At 32.5% G+C, this 17,640-nt stretch carries 19 protein-coding genes; 6 read left to right on the top strand and 13 right to left on the bottom strand.

Features of this window, described 5'->3' with window-relative positions:
* The 8 genes from ACLBWW_RS14345 to ACLBWW_RS14380 all read right to left on the bottom strand — a co-directional run bounded on the left by ACLBWW_RS14345 (position 1) and on the right by ACLBWW_RS14380 (position 5,510).
* Positions 1-387, bottom strand: coding sequence for a DUF3887 domain-containing protein (locus ACLBWW_RS14345; protein ID WP_048547653.1), 387 nt, complete (start codon positions 385-387; stop codon positions 1-3).
* A gap of 2 nt (positions 388-389) precedes the next feature.
* Positions 390-1,067 carry a YhfC family glutamic-type intramembrane protease gene (locus ACLBWW_RS14350; RefSeq protein ID WP_048547655.1) on the bottom strand — a complete coding sequence of 226 codons (678 nt, stop codon included), beginning with the start codon at positions 1,065-1,067 and terminating at the stop codon, positions 390-392.
* Between the two features lie 89 nt (positions 1,068-1,156).
* Positions 1,157-2,473: a GHKL domain-containing protein gene (locus ACLBWW_RS14355; protein WP_048547657.1), complete on the bottom strand. Its 1,317-nt coding sequence runs from the start codon at positions 2,471-2,473 to the stop codon at positions 1,157-1,159.
* Entirely contained in the window at positions 2,473-3,207 is a 735-nt protein-coding gene (locus ACLBWW_RS14360; protein WP_048547658.1) for a LytR/AlgR family response regulator transcription factor, read from the bottom strand. Before ACLBWW_RS14360 ends, ACLBWW_RS14355 begins: the two co-directional genes overlap by 1 nt.
* Before the next feature lie 178 nt (positions 3,208-3,385).
* Positions 3,386-3,964 (bottom strand): HAD-IA family hydrolase, encoded by a 579-nt coding sequence (locus ACLBWW_RS14365; protein WP_048547660.1) that lies wholly within the window; start codon positions 3,962-3,964, stop codon positions 3,386-3,388.
* 27 nt (positions 3,965-3,991) lie between these two features.
* Complete coding sequence (locus tag ACLBWW_RS14370) at positions 3,992-4,570, bottom strand: kinase (RefSeq protein ID WP_048547661.1); 579 nt, start codon at positions 4,568-4,570, stop codon at positions 3,992-3,994.
* Positions 4,570-5,112, bottom strand: a complete 543-nt coding sequence (locus tag ACLBWW_RS14375) for a GNAT family N-acetyltransferase (RefSeq protein ID WP_048547663.1) — start codon at positions 5,110-5,112, stop codon at positions 4,570-4,572. The genes ACLBWW_RS14370 and ACLBWW_RS14375 overlap by 1 nt, the downstream gene beginning before the upstream one ends.
* A gap of 14 nt (positions 5,113-5,126) precedes the next feature.
* The gene (locus ACLBWW_RS14380) at positions 5,127-5,510 is read right to left on the bottom strand and encodes a VOC family protein (RefSeq protein WP_048547664.1); all 384 of its coding nucleotides are present in this window, start codon (positions 5,508-5,510) and stop codon (positions 5,127-5,129) included.
* A 283-nt stretch (positions 5,511-5,793) separates the two neighbouring features.
* On the opposite strand from ACLBWW_RS14380, the gene ACLBWW_RS14385 reads away from it, so the two are divergent.
* A complete protein-coding gene (locus ACLBWW_RS14385) occupies positions 5,794-6,042 on the top strand; it encodes a hypothetical protein (RefSeq protein WP_048547666.1) in 249 nt (82 codons plus the stop codon).
* Positions 6,043-6,368: 326 nt separating this feature from the next.
* On the opposite strand, the gene ACLBWW_RS14390 is transcribed toward ACLBWW_RS14385, so the two are convergent.
* The gene (locus ACLBWW_RS14390) at positions 6,369-6,905 is read right to left on the bottom strand and encodes a DUF2812 domain-containing protein (RefSeq protein ID WP_048547671.1); all 537 of its coding nucleotides are present in this window, start codon (positions 6,903-6,905) and stop codon (positions 6,369-6,371) included.
* 7 nt (positions 6,906-6,912) lie between these two features.
* Complete coding sequence (locus ACLBWW_RS14395; RefSeq protein ID WP_048547673.1) at positions 6,913-7,230, bottom strand: PadR family transcriptional regulator; 318 nt, start codon at positions 7,228-7,230, stop codon at positions 6,913-6,915.
* 203 nt (positions 7,231-7,433) lie between these two features.
* Here ACLBWW_RS14395 and ACLBWW_RS14400 point away from each other — a divergent pair, with 203 nt between their 5' ends.
* From ACLBWW_RS14400 to ACLBWW_RS14410, 3 genes are read left to right on the top strand one after another with little or no spacing between them, the layout of a single operon-like run.
* Positions 7,434-8,363 carry an AAA family ATPase gene (locus ACLBWW_RS14400; protein WP_048547675.1) on the top strand — a complete coding sequence of 310 codons (930 nt, stop codon included), beginning with the start codon at positions 7,434-7,436 and terminating at the stop codon, positions 8,361-8,363.
* Positions 8,360-9,523 carry a DUF58 domain-containing protein gene (locus tag ACLBWW_RS14405; protein ID WP_048547677.1) on the top strand — a complete coding sequence of 388 codons (1,164 nt, stop codon included), beginning with the start codon at positions 8,360-8,362 and terminating at the stop codon, positions 9,521-9,523. The genes ACLBWW_RS14400 and ACLBWW_RS14405 overlap by 4 nt, the downstream gene beginning before the upstream one ends.
* Positions 9,498-10,607 carry a DUF4018 domain-containing protein gene (locus ACLBWW_RS14410; RefSeq protein WP_447614094.1) on the top strand — a complete coding sequence of 370 codons (1,110 nt, stop codon included), beginning with the start codon at positions 9,498-9,500 and terminating at the stop codon, positions 10,605-10,607. The genes ACLBWW_RS14405 and ACLBWW_RS14410 overlap by 26 nt, the downstream gene beginning before the upstream one ends.
* 58 nt (positions 10,608-10,665) lie before the next feature.
* Here the strand turns inward: ACLBWW_RS14410 and ACLBWW_RS14415 are convergent, their stop codons facing one another.
* On the bottom strand, positions 10,666-12,123 hold the full coding sequence (locus tag ACLBWW_RS14415) for an MFS transporter (protein WP_048547682.1): 1,458 nt from the start codon (positions 12,121-12,123) through the stop codon (positions 10,666-10,668).
* 403 nt (positions 12,124-12,526) lie between these two features.
* Between ACLBWW_RS14415 and ACLBWW_RS14420 the strand changes: the two genes are divergently transcribed.
* Positions 12,527-12,787 (top strand): hypothetical protein, encoded by a 261-nt coding sequence (locus ACLBWW_RS14420; protein ID WP_048547684.1) that lies wholly within the window; start codon positions 12,527-12,529, stop codon positions 12,785-12,787.
* 87 nt (positions 12,788-12,874) lie between these two features.
* Positions 12,875-14,362, top strand: a complete 1,488-nt coding sequence (locus ACLBWW_RS14425) for a glycosyltransferase (protein WP_098123674.1) — start codon at positions 12,875-12,877, stop codon at positions 14,360-14,362.
* Positions 14,363-14,505: 143 nt separating this feature from the next.
* On the opposite strand, the gene ACLBWW_RS14430 is transcribed toward ACLBWW_RS14425, so the two are convergent.
* Positions 14,506-14,748, bottom strand: a complete 243-nt coding sequence (locus ACLBWW_RS14430) for a hypothetical protein (protein WP_000752473.1) — start codon at positions 14,746-14,748, stop codon at positions 14,506-14,508.
* A gap of 555 nt (positions 14,749-15,303) precedes the next feature.
* The gene (locus ACLBWW_RS14435; RefSeq protein ID WP_141547852.1) at positions 15,304-17,625 is read right to left on the bottom strand and encodes a glycosyltransferase; all 2,322 of its coding nucleotides are present in this window, start codon (positions 17,623-17,625) and stop codon (positions 15,304-15,306) included.
* Positions 17,626-17,640 lie beyond the last annotated feature (15 nt).

The following is a 17,640-nucleotide window of genomic DNA, read 5'->3' on the forward strand; positions in this document are numbered from 1 at the left end:
CTACCTAATTACTAACCCAGCTATTTCTTCTTTATCGTTATAAGTTACGATAAAGGTACGTTGTTCTTTACTATACTTTGCTACAAGAATAACAGTATATAAACCATCTTTTTCTTCAATCGATTTTTTCTCAATTTTTTCGAATGTACCAGCTTTTTCAATTATAGGAGTAAGTTCTTTCATTTGCTCTTCTGATAAAGCTGATTTCATTTTACTATCAAATTTTTCATGTACTTCTTTATACTTTGCTTCATTTAATAATGATACAATTTCTTCCGCCTTCGGAATAAAGTTTTTTGATGTACTTTGATCTACTTTATTACCGGTACATGCTGCAAGTGCGAACGCCGCGATAGCACTTATAATAATAAGTAACATTCTTCTCATTTTCATACACCCTTTCTTTTTAAAATAAAACTATAGCTAAAAACGACTAAAGTACAAATTGCTATTGAAACTTCTGACATAATGATCCCGTTTTTCCCTGGTACATATAGCGATATAATGCCAGCTAATGCATTTGCGGTCCCATGGATGAGAATTGCATATACAACATAACGGAATTTCTTTTGGACGACAGCTTGTAATACAATGAAGGAAAGTCCAATATGCAATATCATCGCGAAGATGCGCTCAATACCGCCGAAATAGTAACTGTCACCATTTTGAATGACTGTTTGTGACAATAATAGAGATATTACCGGGATACCAACTATCAACACTGCCTCAATACCACCATGCCCTGCTCCAAATAAAAAACCAGACTGCCAATCTCGTTGCTTCATAAAATAACGCATTGCAATAAAACGAGCTATCTCTTCAAAAATTCCAGCTGATAAACTAAGCAAAATTACAAATAATACAGGCTGCATTACTGAAAACATTTGAAAATCTGTGCTAGTTCCATTTACATAATTCAGTATTGGTATGCGGATCAATATTTGTGATACAACAAAAGCCAATACACCTAACATATAAGGAATATAGCGTTTCTTCCAAACAGCATATAATAGTGCTACAAGCGGTAAACCAATGCTAATCATTGATGTAAAAATAAGACCATTCATCTCGCTTCACCTCTTACTTAAAGTGTATATAAACGAGTGAAAGAAGTATGTAGTTCTTTCCTATTCGGTTTCATTTTCATCATAGATGGTCATTTCATCTCTTTTAATATGAATGTTTGCGTGAAATAAGGACTTACATAAGTTGTTTCTAACGTCGCGTTATTTGTTTTATTCATAATCCGTTTTAACGAAAATAACCCGTATCCTCTCGCTCCTGCTTTACTTGAATGGTTTTTCTCATAAATTTTTTGCAAATCAATCGCTTCACTCTTTGAACTATTACGTACGATAAAATATTGTCGTGAATCCAATTCAAAAAATGCGATTTGCAATATCTTTTCCTCACTATGTACTGCCTCTTCAATTGCATTGTCTACTAAAACTGAAATGATGCGAATAAATGAAATGATCGTCATCGAAACACTTTCAATGCTCTCCGGTATATCAAGCATTACTTTTATTTGATGCTGCTGAGCAGTGCCAACTTTCACCCTTAATACACTTCTTACTTCAGGAATATGTATGCGAGATAATTTCGCAATATCAAGTTCATGATCATTTATTGTTTTTAACGTAGGAGCTATAACGTCATAATACACTTGCTCAATTTCTTTCACATTTTTCATACGTATTCCCTCTTCTAACGATAGTAATACATTCATATAATCATGACGAAAACTAGCAAGTTCGTCATGCATATCCTCTAATTTCTCCACATAATCTAATAACTCTTTATCTAAGCGTTTTTCATGCTCTTCTTGTAACTTTGCTTTCGATAAATGTGAACTTATAAGTACTATAATGACTAATAATAAAAATACAATAATCGCTGAAATATAACTTAATTCACTGTATTGTCGATTTAATTGTGCTAAAAACGCAGTAGATGGCTGAGTTAAGATTAATTCAATAATAAATCCGGCAATTAATAATATATAAGTTACATAGTATAGCCGACTACCTACTATATATTGAGCAATTTTTCGGATTCTTTTCCGAGCTACAAAAATACCGATAAAAGTAAGGGTTGATACGATAAGATGAATCATGCTACCTGTCCATAAATATAAATTGAATGTTGTTAACATAAAGATTTTCATTCCTAAATCAAATAGCAACATTTTCACTAACGTTATAATCACCATACTCACTAGTGCAAAATATACATTATGCTTAAATTTCAATTCATTTTGCATTAATCCTAAACTTATTAAAAATAACACAATCGTACTATTCAATTCTGGATATCTCGTTACTGTTACGACAATAGCAAGTAAAATAATGAATATCGCACTTAAAGCTATTAACATTCTATATGACAATCTATTGTACCGAATTAATTGAATGTATAAAAACGTATGGCATATACTAGTAAGCAGTATTGCAAATAAATCATAAATATACATTACATCTCACCCTTTAATATGTTACGTACTTTACTGAATAAACGACGTGATACTGGAATACGTTTCCCGCTTTTTAAAACTATCATTTTTTGCTTCGCATCATAAGAAGACAATTGCTTCGTATTCACGATATATGATTGATGACAACGAAATAAACGTTCATCTACTAATTCAATTTCTTTTAAAGTCCCGTAAAAATAAACGATTCGATCTAACGTCACTAATGCTAAACGGTGCGGTTCATCAGTCATAACATATTCAACTTCATGAAACGGAACCCGTACAGTCGCATTACTATTTTCAACGATAAAGTCATCGGACGGAATAATTTGCTTATTACGCGCTTCATACTGTAGTAAACATTGTTCAAAAACATTACGCCTCTCCTCGTATGGCAACCCTTTATCAATAAAAGTTAAAGCTGATACCATATATTGATATGAAATAGGTGCAAATTCAGAATGCGTCGTTACAAACACAATAATTCCTTGCGTATCATACTTTCGTATCTCTTGTGCCACTTGTAACCCTTTACGCTCTTCTCTTTTTATCTCTATATCTAAAAAATAGATTGGGATATACTTCGCCTTAGGAATGTTTGTAATAATGTTTTCACTTTTACTAGTTACCTCTATAAAATCAAAAGGCAACATATACTCCTCACAAATCTCTTCAACTAGCCGCTTCATTTGCTGCGCTTGTATGACATCATCTTCTAAAATAAAAATACTCATGTAATCACTCGCTTTATTGAAATCTTTCCATCTATAGATTTATCTATAACTATATAATTCAAATCGTTATACCAATCTCCTTCTAAATTCTTGGAAGTATTAATTTTCTATAGTTTTTATAAAGCATAGAAAATAACCTCTACTTTCAAGCAAAAAGTAGAGGTTTTATTTAAAATATTTATAACATAACCTCTCTATCAATCACTACCTTAAAAAATTCCGAGTAATGTGCTAAAGAATAATCCGCTACATCACAGTTCCCTTGAAACATACATGTTGAAATACCTAATTCTTTTGCAGGTAATAAATCTAATTCTCTATCACCAATAGCTAAATTAATATTGTGCTTTTTATGCAAATGATCATAAGATAAAGCGTTCGGTTTTCGGGGGAAACCATCGTCAATTGTAACCATGTCTACGAAGTATTTTTCCCAGCCGTAATGTTTTAATATAGATAACACCCCTTCTCTATCTTTATGAGTCATAATCACATTTTTATCGGCAAACTTTAAAACTTCTTCCACTTTTTCAAATGGTTTTATATCTTCTATCATAATGCGACTCTCTAATACATCAATTTCACTCAATTGTTTTTTAGTTATTTCATAATAATCAACTGCGTGTGAAAATGAAACCTTTAACTTTGTATAGATTTCTTCTTCACTTATTTCCTTCCCTAAAACTTGAGCAAGAATTTTTGTATAAACTGGATACGTATCAAATAACGTCCCATCAAAATCCCATAAAATATTCATTCTGTTCACCTTTCTATTTTCTAATCATTATATAACTAAGTTCGCTCTCTTCTGTGGTGTTTCACTTTCTAAATAATAATCCTCTGCTTTCCAATACCTATTTTCAAACTTTGAAAGGTTTTTCTGCGTTTCTTCACTCTCACGTAGAAACCGTGTCTCTCTTGGACAATCTAAATACACCATATAATGAAAGAAATCTCTCCACTCTTTTCGCTGTAGAAAAACACCTTCAATTACAATTACACCTACTATGGGTATCTGTACTTTTTTCATCTCACTTGAGTCTGTCTCATTATTATAGAACGGTAATTTCAGTTTTGTTTCATTTTGTAACTTCTGAAAAAACTTCTGTCGAAGCGACTCAATATCCCATTGCAAATAATAATACTCATACCATTCTTCATAGCCAGTATGATATCGTTTATTACGCTCTACTATATGATCATCAATATGAAAAATATGGAACGGGATGCTTTCTTGTTTCATATTTTCCTTTAAGTTTGTTACAAATGTTGTCTTTCCCGATCGACTTAAACCATCTATACCTAAAATAAATCTATTTTCTTTATGCTTCTTCATAACATTTATAAGCTCATTTGTACACATTACTTCTTCCACTCTTCTTTTAATAAAGAATATAATATCGTATCATGAGCAACTTCATTTTGAATCATATGTTTTCGAAGTAATCCTTCTTCTTGAAACCCTGCTTTACTTAATAATTTTTGAGAAGCTTTATTTTCTACATATACAACAGCTGCAATTCTTATAAGTTGTAACGTTTCAAACCCGTAAGTTAAAATCGCCTGTAACGCTTCCGTTGCATACCCTTGTCCCCAATATGTATCGTCCAATTCATAACCAATTTCAGCTCGCTTATGATGCTTGTTTATTAAATGAAATCCGCACGTTCCGATTAATTGGCCCGTACCCTTTTTCTCAATTCCCCAGCGAAATACAGTTCCTTCTTCATAACGATTTTTAAACGTTTGAATAGTCGTTTTCGCTTGCTCAATATTTTCGAAAGAATCCATTCCAAAATAACGTATAACAGATTCTTTTGAAAAATAATGGAACATCGTTTCTGCATCTAACAGTGTTAGTTCTCTTAATTGTAAACGTTCTGTTTCTAGTTTCGGAAACCCCATCTCTTTTTCTCCTTCTATTCTAATGAACTGCAAATTTCAATATAATTCCCATCTGGATCGGCAATGTATGCAATTGTTTGTCCCCACGGTTTCACAATTGGTTCAACTAAGATCTTAATTCCTTGCTCTCTAAATTGTTCGATTGTTTCTTGTACATGATTAACAACGAATCCCAATTCAAAATGAGAAGATTGTAACTCGCCTTCTGTAAGTGGTAAACCTGTTAATTCTTTCACATCTTGCCTTGTGTTCATCGCTAAAATTGTAGAACCAGTATTAAATTCAATATATGTACCATGCTCTGCTTTTATAGGTAACTGTAAAATATCTTTATAAAATCTTAAACATTCTTCAAAATTTTCTACATATAAAATGATATACTTCATTTTTAAATTCATTTTACATCCTCCTTTATATCCATCCCTAAAATTTCGACAAATGTCTCATAAAAACCTTGTTCCTTATAACAACGAGCAAAAAAAAATGAGGCCGATTTCTCGGCCCCCCAGCTTATTGGCATAAAACAGGAGATTTGGTTTGGACATAACCAGTTCGTACTCTTATTATATTTTATTTTTTCTGAATTTTGAATACTTTGAACACCCATTTATATTGAGAAAGTTTTTTTGCTTGCATAAAATTAATGAGTTTAAGAAATGCTACAAATGGAGGTGTATACATATGGAACCAATGCTATGTCCAAGCTGTAAAACGAACCGTACTCGCTTTAATATTCTTGAGCAACAAGTAAAACCAGTCAAGTTAAATCCACAAACTGGTCAAGTAGAAGAAGAATACACAAATGAAACGATGAATGCTTTTCATATGTCCTATCAAGGACCAACATATAGAGTCCAATGTGCTGTATGCGGACTTGTTGAAAACCCAGAACAATTTATTAAACCTGCGCAAAATCAGTCTTTTTCTTAAACATTTTTATTACCCCCTACCACTTTTCTATAGGGGGTTTTTTGTTTCATATGTTAATGAAAAAACATTTTTCTTCCTTATTATAAATTACACCTCATACCTTCTTTGTCATCTTTTATTTTTTGATCCTCAATATGAATCGTTTTTTCTTCATTTATTATTTTCGGGATATTGCGGTTTATCTTTGCAACTATTAATCCCTTACCTTTATATAGAGTTTTATTATATAAAAAAGAGCGAACAAAAATGCAATTATATAAAACCAAAAGAAGTTGATACCGATATTTCTCCCTACAAAATCAACTTCTTTTTAATTCTACTTTTCATTATAATATTTCACTTTTTAATTTCTTAATTTTCCAAGTGAGTCTTATGAAGAAGTACATCCACATACAACCTGTAAGACCCGTCATAGCTTTCGCCCAAATTGGCACTCTTGATTCCATCGGGCTTATAAATAGATTGTACATTGATGGTAATATACTTGCTGATATAATAACAAGGAATAGCAATAACTCATTTAGTTTTTGTATCCTCGTCTCCTTTTCTGAGTATATGTCAGGTAATTCATTTACCTCTTCTACTTCCTTACAAAAATAATTCCATCTTGTAAAACTCGTTACGCGTTTCCAACCTGACATTTCGTATATTTCGAAATACTCTTGTTGTTGTTCTTTCGAATCTCTATAAACCAATCTAAAATCAGCTTTATATATTACATCTTTTGGCTCAGTTTTCTTAAACTGATACATTAAATTGTATTTTTGTAATGCCCAACCTTGTTGATGCATCTTTCGTAAAAAGGCTTCTTCTTTTTCTAAATTCCATGCCGTAAAAAACTTAAATACCCTTTTTGTCTCCATCTTCCATTCACCCTCCTAATATACTATTTCCATTCCTTACAGATCTCTGTAACCTGTTATACTCTAGCTCTAATACTTCTCTACCAAGTGACGTTAACTCATAGCATTTCTTTCTATCTGTAGAGGCAACTTCAACTATTAACATCTCTTTTAGTAACTTCGTCGTATTCCCGTATAAAGTTCCAGGACCGAGCTTTACTTCTCCATTTGTCATCTCTTCTACCATTTGCATAATTCCGTAACCATGCATCGGCTTCACAAGTGACAACAATATGTAATATGTCGCCTCTGTTAACGGAATATATTTTTTCGCTTTCGTATTCATTATAACCACCTCCGATACATCGTTATCTGATATATCGACTAACGATACATCGTATATCGATATTGTATAATCATATTCCAAAATATGCAAGGTAATTTAATAACTTAATATCTATTTCTTTAAATTAAAAAATCATATCAATTTTCTGAATAATTTGTTAAAATATAGAAATATCCGTTTATATTTTGAAAGGAATGATACATATGATAAATAATTTGAAAGAAAACATAGGATTGGTTTTTGTAGGTAAAGAAAATGTTATTGATCTATTACTCGTTTCATTGCTTGCTGATGGACATGTACTGCTTGAGGATGTGCCTGGTACGGGGAAAACGTTACTTGCGAAAACACTTTCTAAAAGTATTGGTGGTAATTTTTCTCGTGTCCAATTTACACCTGATGTACTTCCGAGTGATGTAACAGGTATTGAATATTTCAATCCGAAAACGAGTGAATTCGAATTAAGACTTGGACCAGTTATGACCAATATTTTGCTTGCGGATGAAATTAACCGCGCTATGCCTAGAACACAGTCTAGTTTATTAGAATCGATGGAAGAACGACAAGTAACGCTTGAAAAGCAATCTACTCCTCTTCCGAAACCGTTCTTTGTTATTGCGACGCAAAATCCAATTGAATCACAAGGAACGTTTCCTCTACCAGATGCACAGCTTGATCGTTTTTTAATGACAATTTCAATTGGTTATCCATCTCCAGAAGATGAACTACAAATGATGCGACGTTTTCGTAGCGATGTACCACTAGAAAGTGTCACATCTGTTATTTCTTTAGATGATATTTTAGAAGCACAGAAACGAGTAAAAGAAATTTTCGTATCAGAACCGTTAGAACATTACATTATTAAACTTGCTCACGCTACAAGAAATCATGATTACATCGCTAATGGTGTAAGCCCGCGTGCCACATTAGCTTTAGTACGCGCAGTTCAAGCACTAGCCTTTTTACGCGACAGAGAATATTGCACGCCAGAAGATATACAATTGTTAGTTCCTTCTGTTTGGAATCACCGCATCGTCTTATCAATGGAAGGCGCATTACGTACGACAAAAAATGAAATTATGCAAAGGATTTTAAAAGAAGTTGACGTACCAGTGGAGATTGAGCAAACATGAATGGACAGCGTGTTGTAACTGTACCTTTATTTTTCCAACTCCATATTATTCAACTAACTGTCCCAGGCGCTATACTATTTACATTTTTTATGCCACAACGAATCATTATGTTTCTCTTTTTCTTCTATTATTTATTTGCTATTTTCATTTATAAATATGTCGCTTACATAGAGAAAACATTTGAAGTCGTAAATGAGAAACAAACTACTCGGCTTTTTCCTAATGAATCTGGGCAGTTTTTTATTCATTTAAAAAATGGAGCAAATATACCGCTCGTTAACGGTGTTTGTTATTTTCATTTAAATCCGTCACTACTACCACAAAAAGATCAAGGAATTGAACAAATATCAAAAACACTATTCTCTTTCCCGTTTTCACAACCTGCTCATTCGGCGCAAAAGTGGGATTTAATATTAACCGCAACGAAACGTGGTGTGTTTCAAATTGAACAGTTCGAATGTGTCTTGAAAGATCCTTTTCATCTTTTAACTGTACATTTGCCCATTTTTGATAAATTGAGGACTGAAATTATTGTGTACCCTTCTCCTAAAGAAGTAGCAGGCTTACAAGAACTACAGCAACTTTTAACCGGATCTTATCGAACGAATTTTTCTTTTTACAATGATGAAACATCTATTATCGGTGTTAAACGATATGAACGTGAGTCTTTCCGTTCTATTCATTGGAAAGCATCTGCTAAAATGCAAGAATTACAGGCGAAGCAATATGAACCTGTAAAAAATTATAGTTGGACGATTTGTCTTTCATTAGCTGCTGATCGCGGGTTTGGTTGGAAAGATAATATAGAAGACCTTATTTCATTTGCAACATACATTTGTCAATACGCAACGAAGCATCAAATACCGTTTGAACTATTTATTAGTGTATTAGCTGAAGGTGGTCCTCTGCACTTACCATTAAACGAAGGGCAAACACATTACGGAATATCTTTAGAGGAATTAGCGCGTATTTCAGATGATAGTACTTTACTTCCGAAACAAGGATTTCTTCATTATGTAACGAGAAAAAGAGAACGATCGTCTACAATGATATACATTGGTTTACAGAGAAATGAACTCCCTCTTCTCTCTCAGCCTACGTTTCTCATTAATAACGAAGGGATGGTGGAAAAGCTTGAAAACTTGGCTTTATCACGTTAATGACTTTATTCTGCTGCTCCTCCTTTCGTTATTAACGGAAAGAGATGAACTCATCGGCATTGCTATATTTTTAGCAACAGGCTATATTGGAGTATTTCTTATCCATAAACTAATGAAGAAAAAAACAACAGGTTTTGTCATACTGTTAATGACTCAAATAATTGGTTGTTCTATCTTTCTCCCTTTCTCTCTGTTTGGCACAATTATGTTACCGCTTTTCTTCTTTATCGTACATGTAGTTGGACCCGGATATCCAGTTCAAAAGTCATTAGGTGGTATTGTATGGTTTAGTATTTCAGCCATATTTTATGCGCCCTTTCCACCTTTGTGGAAACTATTACTTTTAGTTTTACACATTATGATTACATTTTGGTTAACCGGGATAAACCGTAATCAACAGTTATTACGTTTCGCTTCTCTTATTACAATTGGAATAATTAGTGCTTTCCTTATTTCTATTTTCCTATACATTCGGCTTCTTTTTTCTTATGTCGTACAAGTAGTTGCTTTAGGATTTGGATACGCCATTAATCCGTTATTTTCGGCAGCTGAATCAAAAGAAACTGACGATTTTTGGTCGAATAAAGGGAATTTAAAAGATCCTCAAATTAAAGATGAATTTGGACATCGTGCTTTTGATCCAACACTTATAAATAGCATTACAATAATAGTTTGTACAACCATTGCTATTTACGTCGTTTGGAAAATAATAAAAAAACGAAAACAATTCAGTTTACCAAATATGCCTTCCTTCGAATCTACTATCATTACTGATAAAGAAGGTATGAGCCAAAAACGTTTGAAACAAAACAAACCGCCACATAACGAAATTCGAAAAGAAATTTTCAAACTTGAAAGTAAGTTAACTCCTCCTTTAAATAGAAAACGAGGAGAAACTGTTGAAGCATGGTTAGGACGAATAAATAGTGGGGAAGATGTAAATATTGAGAGTCATATTGTTATAGTTGCTTATAATACAGTGCGTTATTCAAATGAGGAAAACACCGTACTGTTACATGAATTTAAGGAAGAGATTCAAAAACTCTATGCATATCAGAAGCGTTTGAAAAAAAGAAAGAAATAACACAACAAAAAGACTCCTATTTTTTCATAGGAGTCTTTTTATACTTCTACGTTACTTGTTAAATTGAAGCATTCTTCCCTGCTTCAATTTCTAACGACTCTTCATGCCACCAAAGTGTTTCTTCAGGGTCTTCTTTCGCAATTTGGTGTGCTTCTTTTTTCGTTTCTACTGTAGGATATGAACCTTTTAGCGCACGTCCTGATGTTGTAACGAATAATACACTAAATACGACTAATCCAATAATACTTACACCCGCTAAATAAAATGCCGGTGCTAGCGGGTTACCAGTCGCATGAACTAAGTATGAACATACGAGCGGCGTTGTTCCACCGAATATAGATACAGAAATATTAAATGAGATCGAAAGTGCTCGATAACGTACATCGGTGAAAAAGAGTGATGGTAATAATGAAGGTAATGTTCCTTCATATACACTTAGGAAGAATCCTAATACGAAAATACCTGCAAATATAGCTGCAATATGCCCGTTACCTATTAGTAAAAATGCTGGGATTGCAAATATAGTTAAACCGAGTAAACCAATTTGCACGACGCGTTTATTACCAATTTTATCACTTAATTTACCGAAATATAGTGCTAGTGGAATCATAAGTGCCATCGTAACAGAAATAATTAATAAGCCAGTTGTTTCTTCGACTTTAAGTACTTGAGTTAGATAAGAAGGAATATACGAAAGAATCATATAATTCGTAATATTAAAGAAGGCGACAATTACTGTGCTTAATAAGAAGTCTTTTTTGTGATATTTCATAATATCCATAAATGAAAATTGTTCATTGTCTTCAGATTCCTCTTGTGCTTTTTCCATCTCTTCAAAGATGGGAGATTCATCTAAATGACGGCGTAAATATAAACCGACCAAGCCAATTGGTGCAGCTACTAAGAAAGGAATACGCCAGCCCCAGCTGAGCATTTGTTCATCTGTTAACAATAACGTCAAAATGGTAACAATTACCGATGCAGCAATGTAACCTGAGAGTGTTCCAATTTCAAGACCACTACCGAGTATACCACGCTTTTTATCTGGAGAAGATTCTGCGATATAAACCATTGCACCTGAATATTCGCCGCCTGTAGAGAAGCCTTGAATCATTCGGGCAACTAAAAGTAGTATTGGTGCCCATACACCAATTTGTTCATAGGTTGGTAGTAATGCGATGAATAATGTAGAAAGTGCCATTAAAATAATAGTAGTACTTAACACGATTTTTCGGCCGTACTTATCTCCTATTCTACCAAAGAATACACCTCCGATTGGTCGAACGAGAAAGGCTGCTGCAAATGTACCGAATGTAAGTACAAGTTGCAATCCACTATTATCAACACCTGAGAAGAATAATTGACTTAAGATAACCGCTAAATACGCGTATAATCCGAAGTCAAACCACTCCATTGCATTCCCTATACCAGTAGCAACTACTGCTTTCCTGGCTTGTTTAGGATTGACAATATTAACGTCTTGAGGTTCAAAATTTAAATCATTATTTTGTTGCATATAATAAAACAGCTCCTTTTTTAATTTAACTTCTTTAAGCACACCTTCTCTTATTGAATAAAATTAATTCGAAGCACTTAAGGAAAAGCAACGTCTCCTTTTCTGTTATTATTATTTCACATAATTAATTATTTGTCCAATTAAATGCTCTTTTTGTATAAATTTACACCCTATTTAACTTTTCATAAAATGAAGTTTAGGCTATATAATATATACCTTTACACTACAAATGAACCTTTCATTTATTTATATATATAACGTTCCTATAATTGTTTCCTATAACTTAGAAACCAGTAACTTTTACTTAAGATTTGCATATATTTAAAAAGTGAACTCATTGGCTCGACTTCTGTTTTATTACATTCAACTATAATATTATTATAGTTTTAAAGGAGGCTATTTTATGTTGGAAATAATACTTGTAGTTGCTACTGTTTCTTTTCTCTTAATTATTTCTGGATTTTTCATTATCTTAAAACAATATAAAGAAATTAAAAATATAAAGACTATATTAACTACAAAAAAAGAAAATGAGAAAACTTCCCCCGAAAACTCCATCCCTTTGCAATTAGACCTTAGCGTTCTCAATAATTTACTCGCTTCTGGAATAAATAAAGGTTCTAATACAAGTAAAGAAAATTGTGAGTCTGATAAAACTAAATGATTGTTATGCTTATACCAAAAAGAAAATATATCTCCTATTTTATCTAATCTTATTAACAACTACCTCTGATTAAAAAGGAGACTGCTTATGTGTAAACATTCAATTTCTATTATTATCCCCATACAACATAAAACAAAAAATTTACCTAAAATTTTGGAAGCATGTAAACAACTACAGCCTTTAGAAATTATCCTTACTATTAACGGATATACTCAGGATTCAATTGAGAGTGCAGATTCCTATAATTATGAAATTCTTACACTAGAAGAACCGATAGAACCTACTAATCTTTATGTAATTGGCGCAAAAAAAGCAAAGGGGGAGTACCTCTTATTTTTAGATGAAAATTACATTATTGAACCCTCCTCACTTATACTATTTCTTCAACCATTACGAAATGGATCGGCTGACGTCGTATTAAATAATTTAGATGAATTTTTTTATCAAAAACAACAGCCAAATATAGCAATGATTTGGCAACAAGTTACAAATCATTTTTTTCATCGTCCAGATTTACATGTTAACTCCTTATTATTTCCTCCCTATGCAATGACAAAAGAATTGCTTGGGGTAATTACTCCAGATAGTTTATCAAATCCAATATTGGCACAAATGAAAATTATTGAACATAAATTTCGTATTTGCGATCAATTCAACATTTCTATCCCTCAATTCCCCTCTTTTCCTTCAACTCAACTCATTTATTATCATCTTGAAGCCATTGCAAATTGGATAAGTAAAATGCAAAATCTAAGAGGAAACTATACCGATAATAATCGAAAGCGTGATATTATTTTAGGACTTCAAAACGGGGAACAAAAATACATCCCAAAAATAAGTACAGGTAAAGAGTTTTATTCGAATACTTATGGAGATAAACAATTATCAGTTATCATCCCTGTTCAAAATGAAGAAAAAACGATAGAATCTGTCATTTTTGAGGTACAGAAATTAAAACCTTTTGAAATTATCGTTATTGTTAATGGATCAACAGATAAAACAGAAGAATTGGCGAAGGGTTGCGGTGCAACAGTTATAAATTACGAAGAAGCGCTTGGAAATGATACGGGACGTGCTGTTGGTGCCTTTTTTGCAAAAGGTGACATACTATTATTTATAGATGGTGATTTCTTAATTTCTAGTTATGATTTATTACCGTTTGTACAATCTATTCAAAATGGCACGGACTTAGCTTTAAATAAACTAGAGTACTACTATATGTATCGTCTACCGTATTCTATCGTCACTGCATGTAAATATGCTATCAACTTAGCGTGTAATCGGAAAGATTTAGGTATGGGATCCACAATTGCTATCCCTCATGCTTTTAGTCGAAAATGCATTCATACAATTGGGTTTGATTCACTTCTTTCACCAACCTTAAGTCAAGTTAAAACAATTTTAGCAGGCTTTCATGTGCAAAATGTCCATTCTGTCGACGTCGATAAAATGAATCGTGTTCGACCTGAAAAACACTTCTCTGAGGAAGGTTGCCTTTCATTAGCAACACAACAAATCATTGGTGATCATATAGAAGCAATTTCTTACCTGATCGAACAAAAAGAGTACTTTTAATTATACATCCTGCCTACTAAATAATATATTATCTCATTTTTAACATATGACAGAATAAAAAAGATGGTTTGTAACCATCTTTTTTATTTTTACATCAGCTCAAAAGAAAAGTAGAAGGCAGGCTTTTCATTTCTGTATCTTTCTTAAGAAGTTTGAAAAGAGAGGCTTGTTAATGAAGATTCAACACTTAAATCATCTTTTAGTGCAATTGAGAAACATGCAACTAATGGTAAAGTAATAACAATTGATCCACTAGGACTAATTACAATTGTAGGACTTGTCCCACATGTGCCCCCACAATCCACTTCTGCATCAATTCCACTACCAGGGGTAATTGTAATTTTAAGACACACATCTAAACAAACATTATTCGTAGTACATGCCATAACTCTCCCTCCTTTCTTTTAACAATATATGCAGTTTATCGAATTTAGACACGACTCTCCTACTAAATTTTATAAATTAGCTGCTATTTTCTTATCAGTTTTATATATATTTAATTTATTATTAAACTAGATAAATTAATTTATAAATTCAGATCATCTTTTACTGAAATAGAAATACATGCGGTAAATGGTATTACATTAAAATCAGATGAAAATTCATAATTGCACCTTAGAGATATTTCTTCCCCCACATTTGGATAGACCTTAATTTCTAAATACATATTAAAACACCTTTTATTGATGTAAGAAAAGGTATTCCCTCCTTACTTGCATCTGATATTAAGTTAATTTCGTTACTGCTTTATTTACTCTTTACTTTATATACTTAAAATAAATTGAAATAAAAAAAGTAAAAACCTCTTCATGTATTTGAAGAAGTTTTCACTTACACCTGAACCAAAAGAGTAACTTTTTTTAAATTTTGTTTTCATTCCAATATTCAACTTACACTCTATCCGTTGCTATTTCACCCTTATTAGTAAAGTAGCTTCCAAATTAAAATAAATCTTTAAAATCCCTATTCTTCAGTAAATAAGAAAGCCCTTCTACATGATCGCCGGTAATTCTCAATACAGCTGGTGGATGTCCTACTTTTGCAAAGTGTTCATTTGGACGAATACGATTTGGTTTCATTACATCTACAAAATGGACACATTCGACTTTATACCCTTCTAATATTGCCTTTACTTGTGCAACACACGCTGTGTGAAGAGTGTCCCACCCGATTCCCTCTAAACATTTTCTACTAATAGCATGGGGAACAGCAATTGTGGATCCCACACCTAAATCTTTACGATTACAAGCAATATTCAACATATATTTATATAAACTTACAATATATAGAGGAAATCTAAGATTTAAATTTAAATCATTTAAAACCATATCAACACCATCCGCAACAGCCTGCGTTAACGGATGAAGGTCTTTTGCTGGAATAGCAAAATCAGCATCAATAAAGAGAAGTATATCCCCTGTGGCTTCTTGTGCACCAATTGCCCGTCCTACATCATGCCCTAATCTTTCTTGATAAACAATTACTGTTGCTCCTAATTGTTTTGCGATTACTTCTGTCTGATCTGTTGATCCATTAATGACAACAATTATTTCTTTCGGTTCAACTTTTCTTGCCTCAAGAATAACTTCTTTAATCGTCGCTTCTTCATTTTGTGCCGGTATAATAATTGATAACTGTTTTCCATTATAAATTGATGAATTCATACCCCACCCTTTATGGAAACGCGAATAATTCTTTTGTTTTTTTAGCTGCTCTATAATTTCTCTTTTTCTTCCTCCATCTGTATAGCTACCTCTATCATCTTTTCGTTGTAACCAACTTTCCAAAGCTTTTACATTCTCTTTAATCTCACATACTTCTAATTTAGTTAATTTATTTTTATAGAAAGAGGTTTTGTTTGCTGGTATATTATTCAAGGAGGTGTTAGTGATGGCTGACGAGGATTGTAGTCGCCACCCTTTCTCAATAAGAGTTACTTGGGACAGAATAGGGTTCTGCAAGATATCATATCCAATGTCTTCAATTGCTTTTTTAGTAATAGCATATGGCATAGATAACATCGAATCATATTTTAAATCCATACGCCCCAATACATCGTTTACTATTTTTCTATACACCATAGCAATGCTTGGCCATTCTACTCTCATCTTTTCAAAACATACAGAGTCTATGTTATTCAAGATTACATCCTGTTCCTTTTTTAGTAGTGGTTCTATAAATCGTTCTAATTCTAACGAAAAAATAACATCTTCTCCATTTAAAAATAAAATTACATCTCCATTAGCGATTTTCGCCCCATGAACTGGTGCTTTCCATTTATTTTTCTCTTCAATAACAACAACGTTACTTTCAACAAATGTAGGTATGGATTGTATCGCACTCATTCTATCATCAGCCACAATAATAATTTCTAATGGTTTTATATGGTGCACTTTGTTTAAAATTTGATTCAATTTTGATTTTTCTTCTCCTAAAACTATAACGACTGACAGTGCCACTTCTTTTTGTTCTTTTTTTACAGTCTGATTAGGCTTTACTTTTTTTATATATTCAATTGTTTCACTCTTACCTACCGCTGCATGCCCTGCTTTTTTATCGAAATATAAGTCTATTACAATTTGATTTACTTCTGTATCTTTATCCAGTTGTTCTAATTCAGAAATGAATGGTATTAAATGATTTTGCACATCAAATTCACACGCGAAATTTTGCAAAAAATAAATATTCGGTACATATTTAATGTGATTAAAAAATTTCACAACATTAATTCTTTCGCCAAATTTCTCCTCAACTTCTTCTCTTGATAAACCTGGATAAGACAAATCAAAAACTAGATTTATTGGTACAGGTATCCATTTTAATAAATTTGTTTGAGGATTATTAATTAAAGCTGTGGAACCTTTAACAAATCCAGCTAAAATTAAAGACATAAATCCTCCCCCGGAACTGCCATAAAACAACACATTTTTCGTATCAACTTTTAACTTTGTAAATAATATTTCTAAAATATTTGCTATATCTTGTAAGTAAAATCTATCTAACTCCCCTTGTCCCCAACCTAAAGATAATTTTCCAAGATATAATGTAGGATCATTATAATATATAACAGTATCTTCAAACTCTTCCATCCAAGAATGTCTATGAAAAATAGGTGGACCAATTGGCTGTTCTTGAAATCCACCTGCTCCGGATCCAAAAACAATAGTGTTAGAAGAACCCGGCTTAATACGAATTAAAAATTCATACGTTACTTTGCCCCAATCAACCTTGAGTATAAATGGTTCTGTAGTTTGAAAATCCATTTGCCATAATTCTGC

This window comes from Bacillus sp. M5A3_1b (assembly GCF_053345335.1).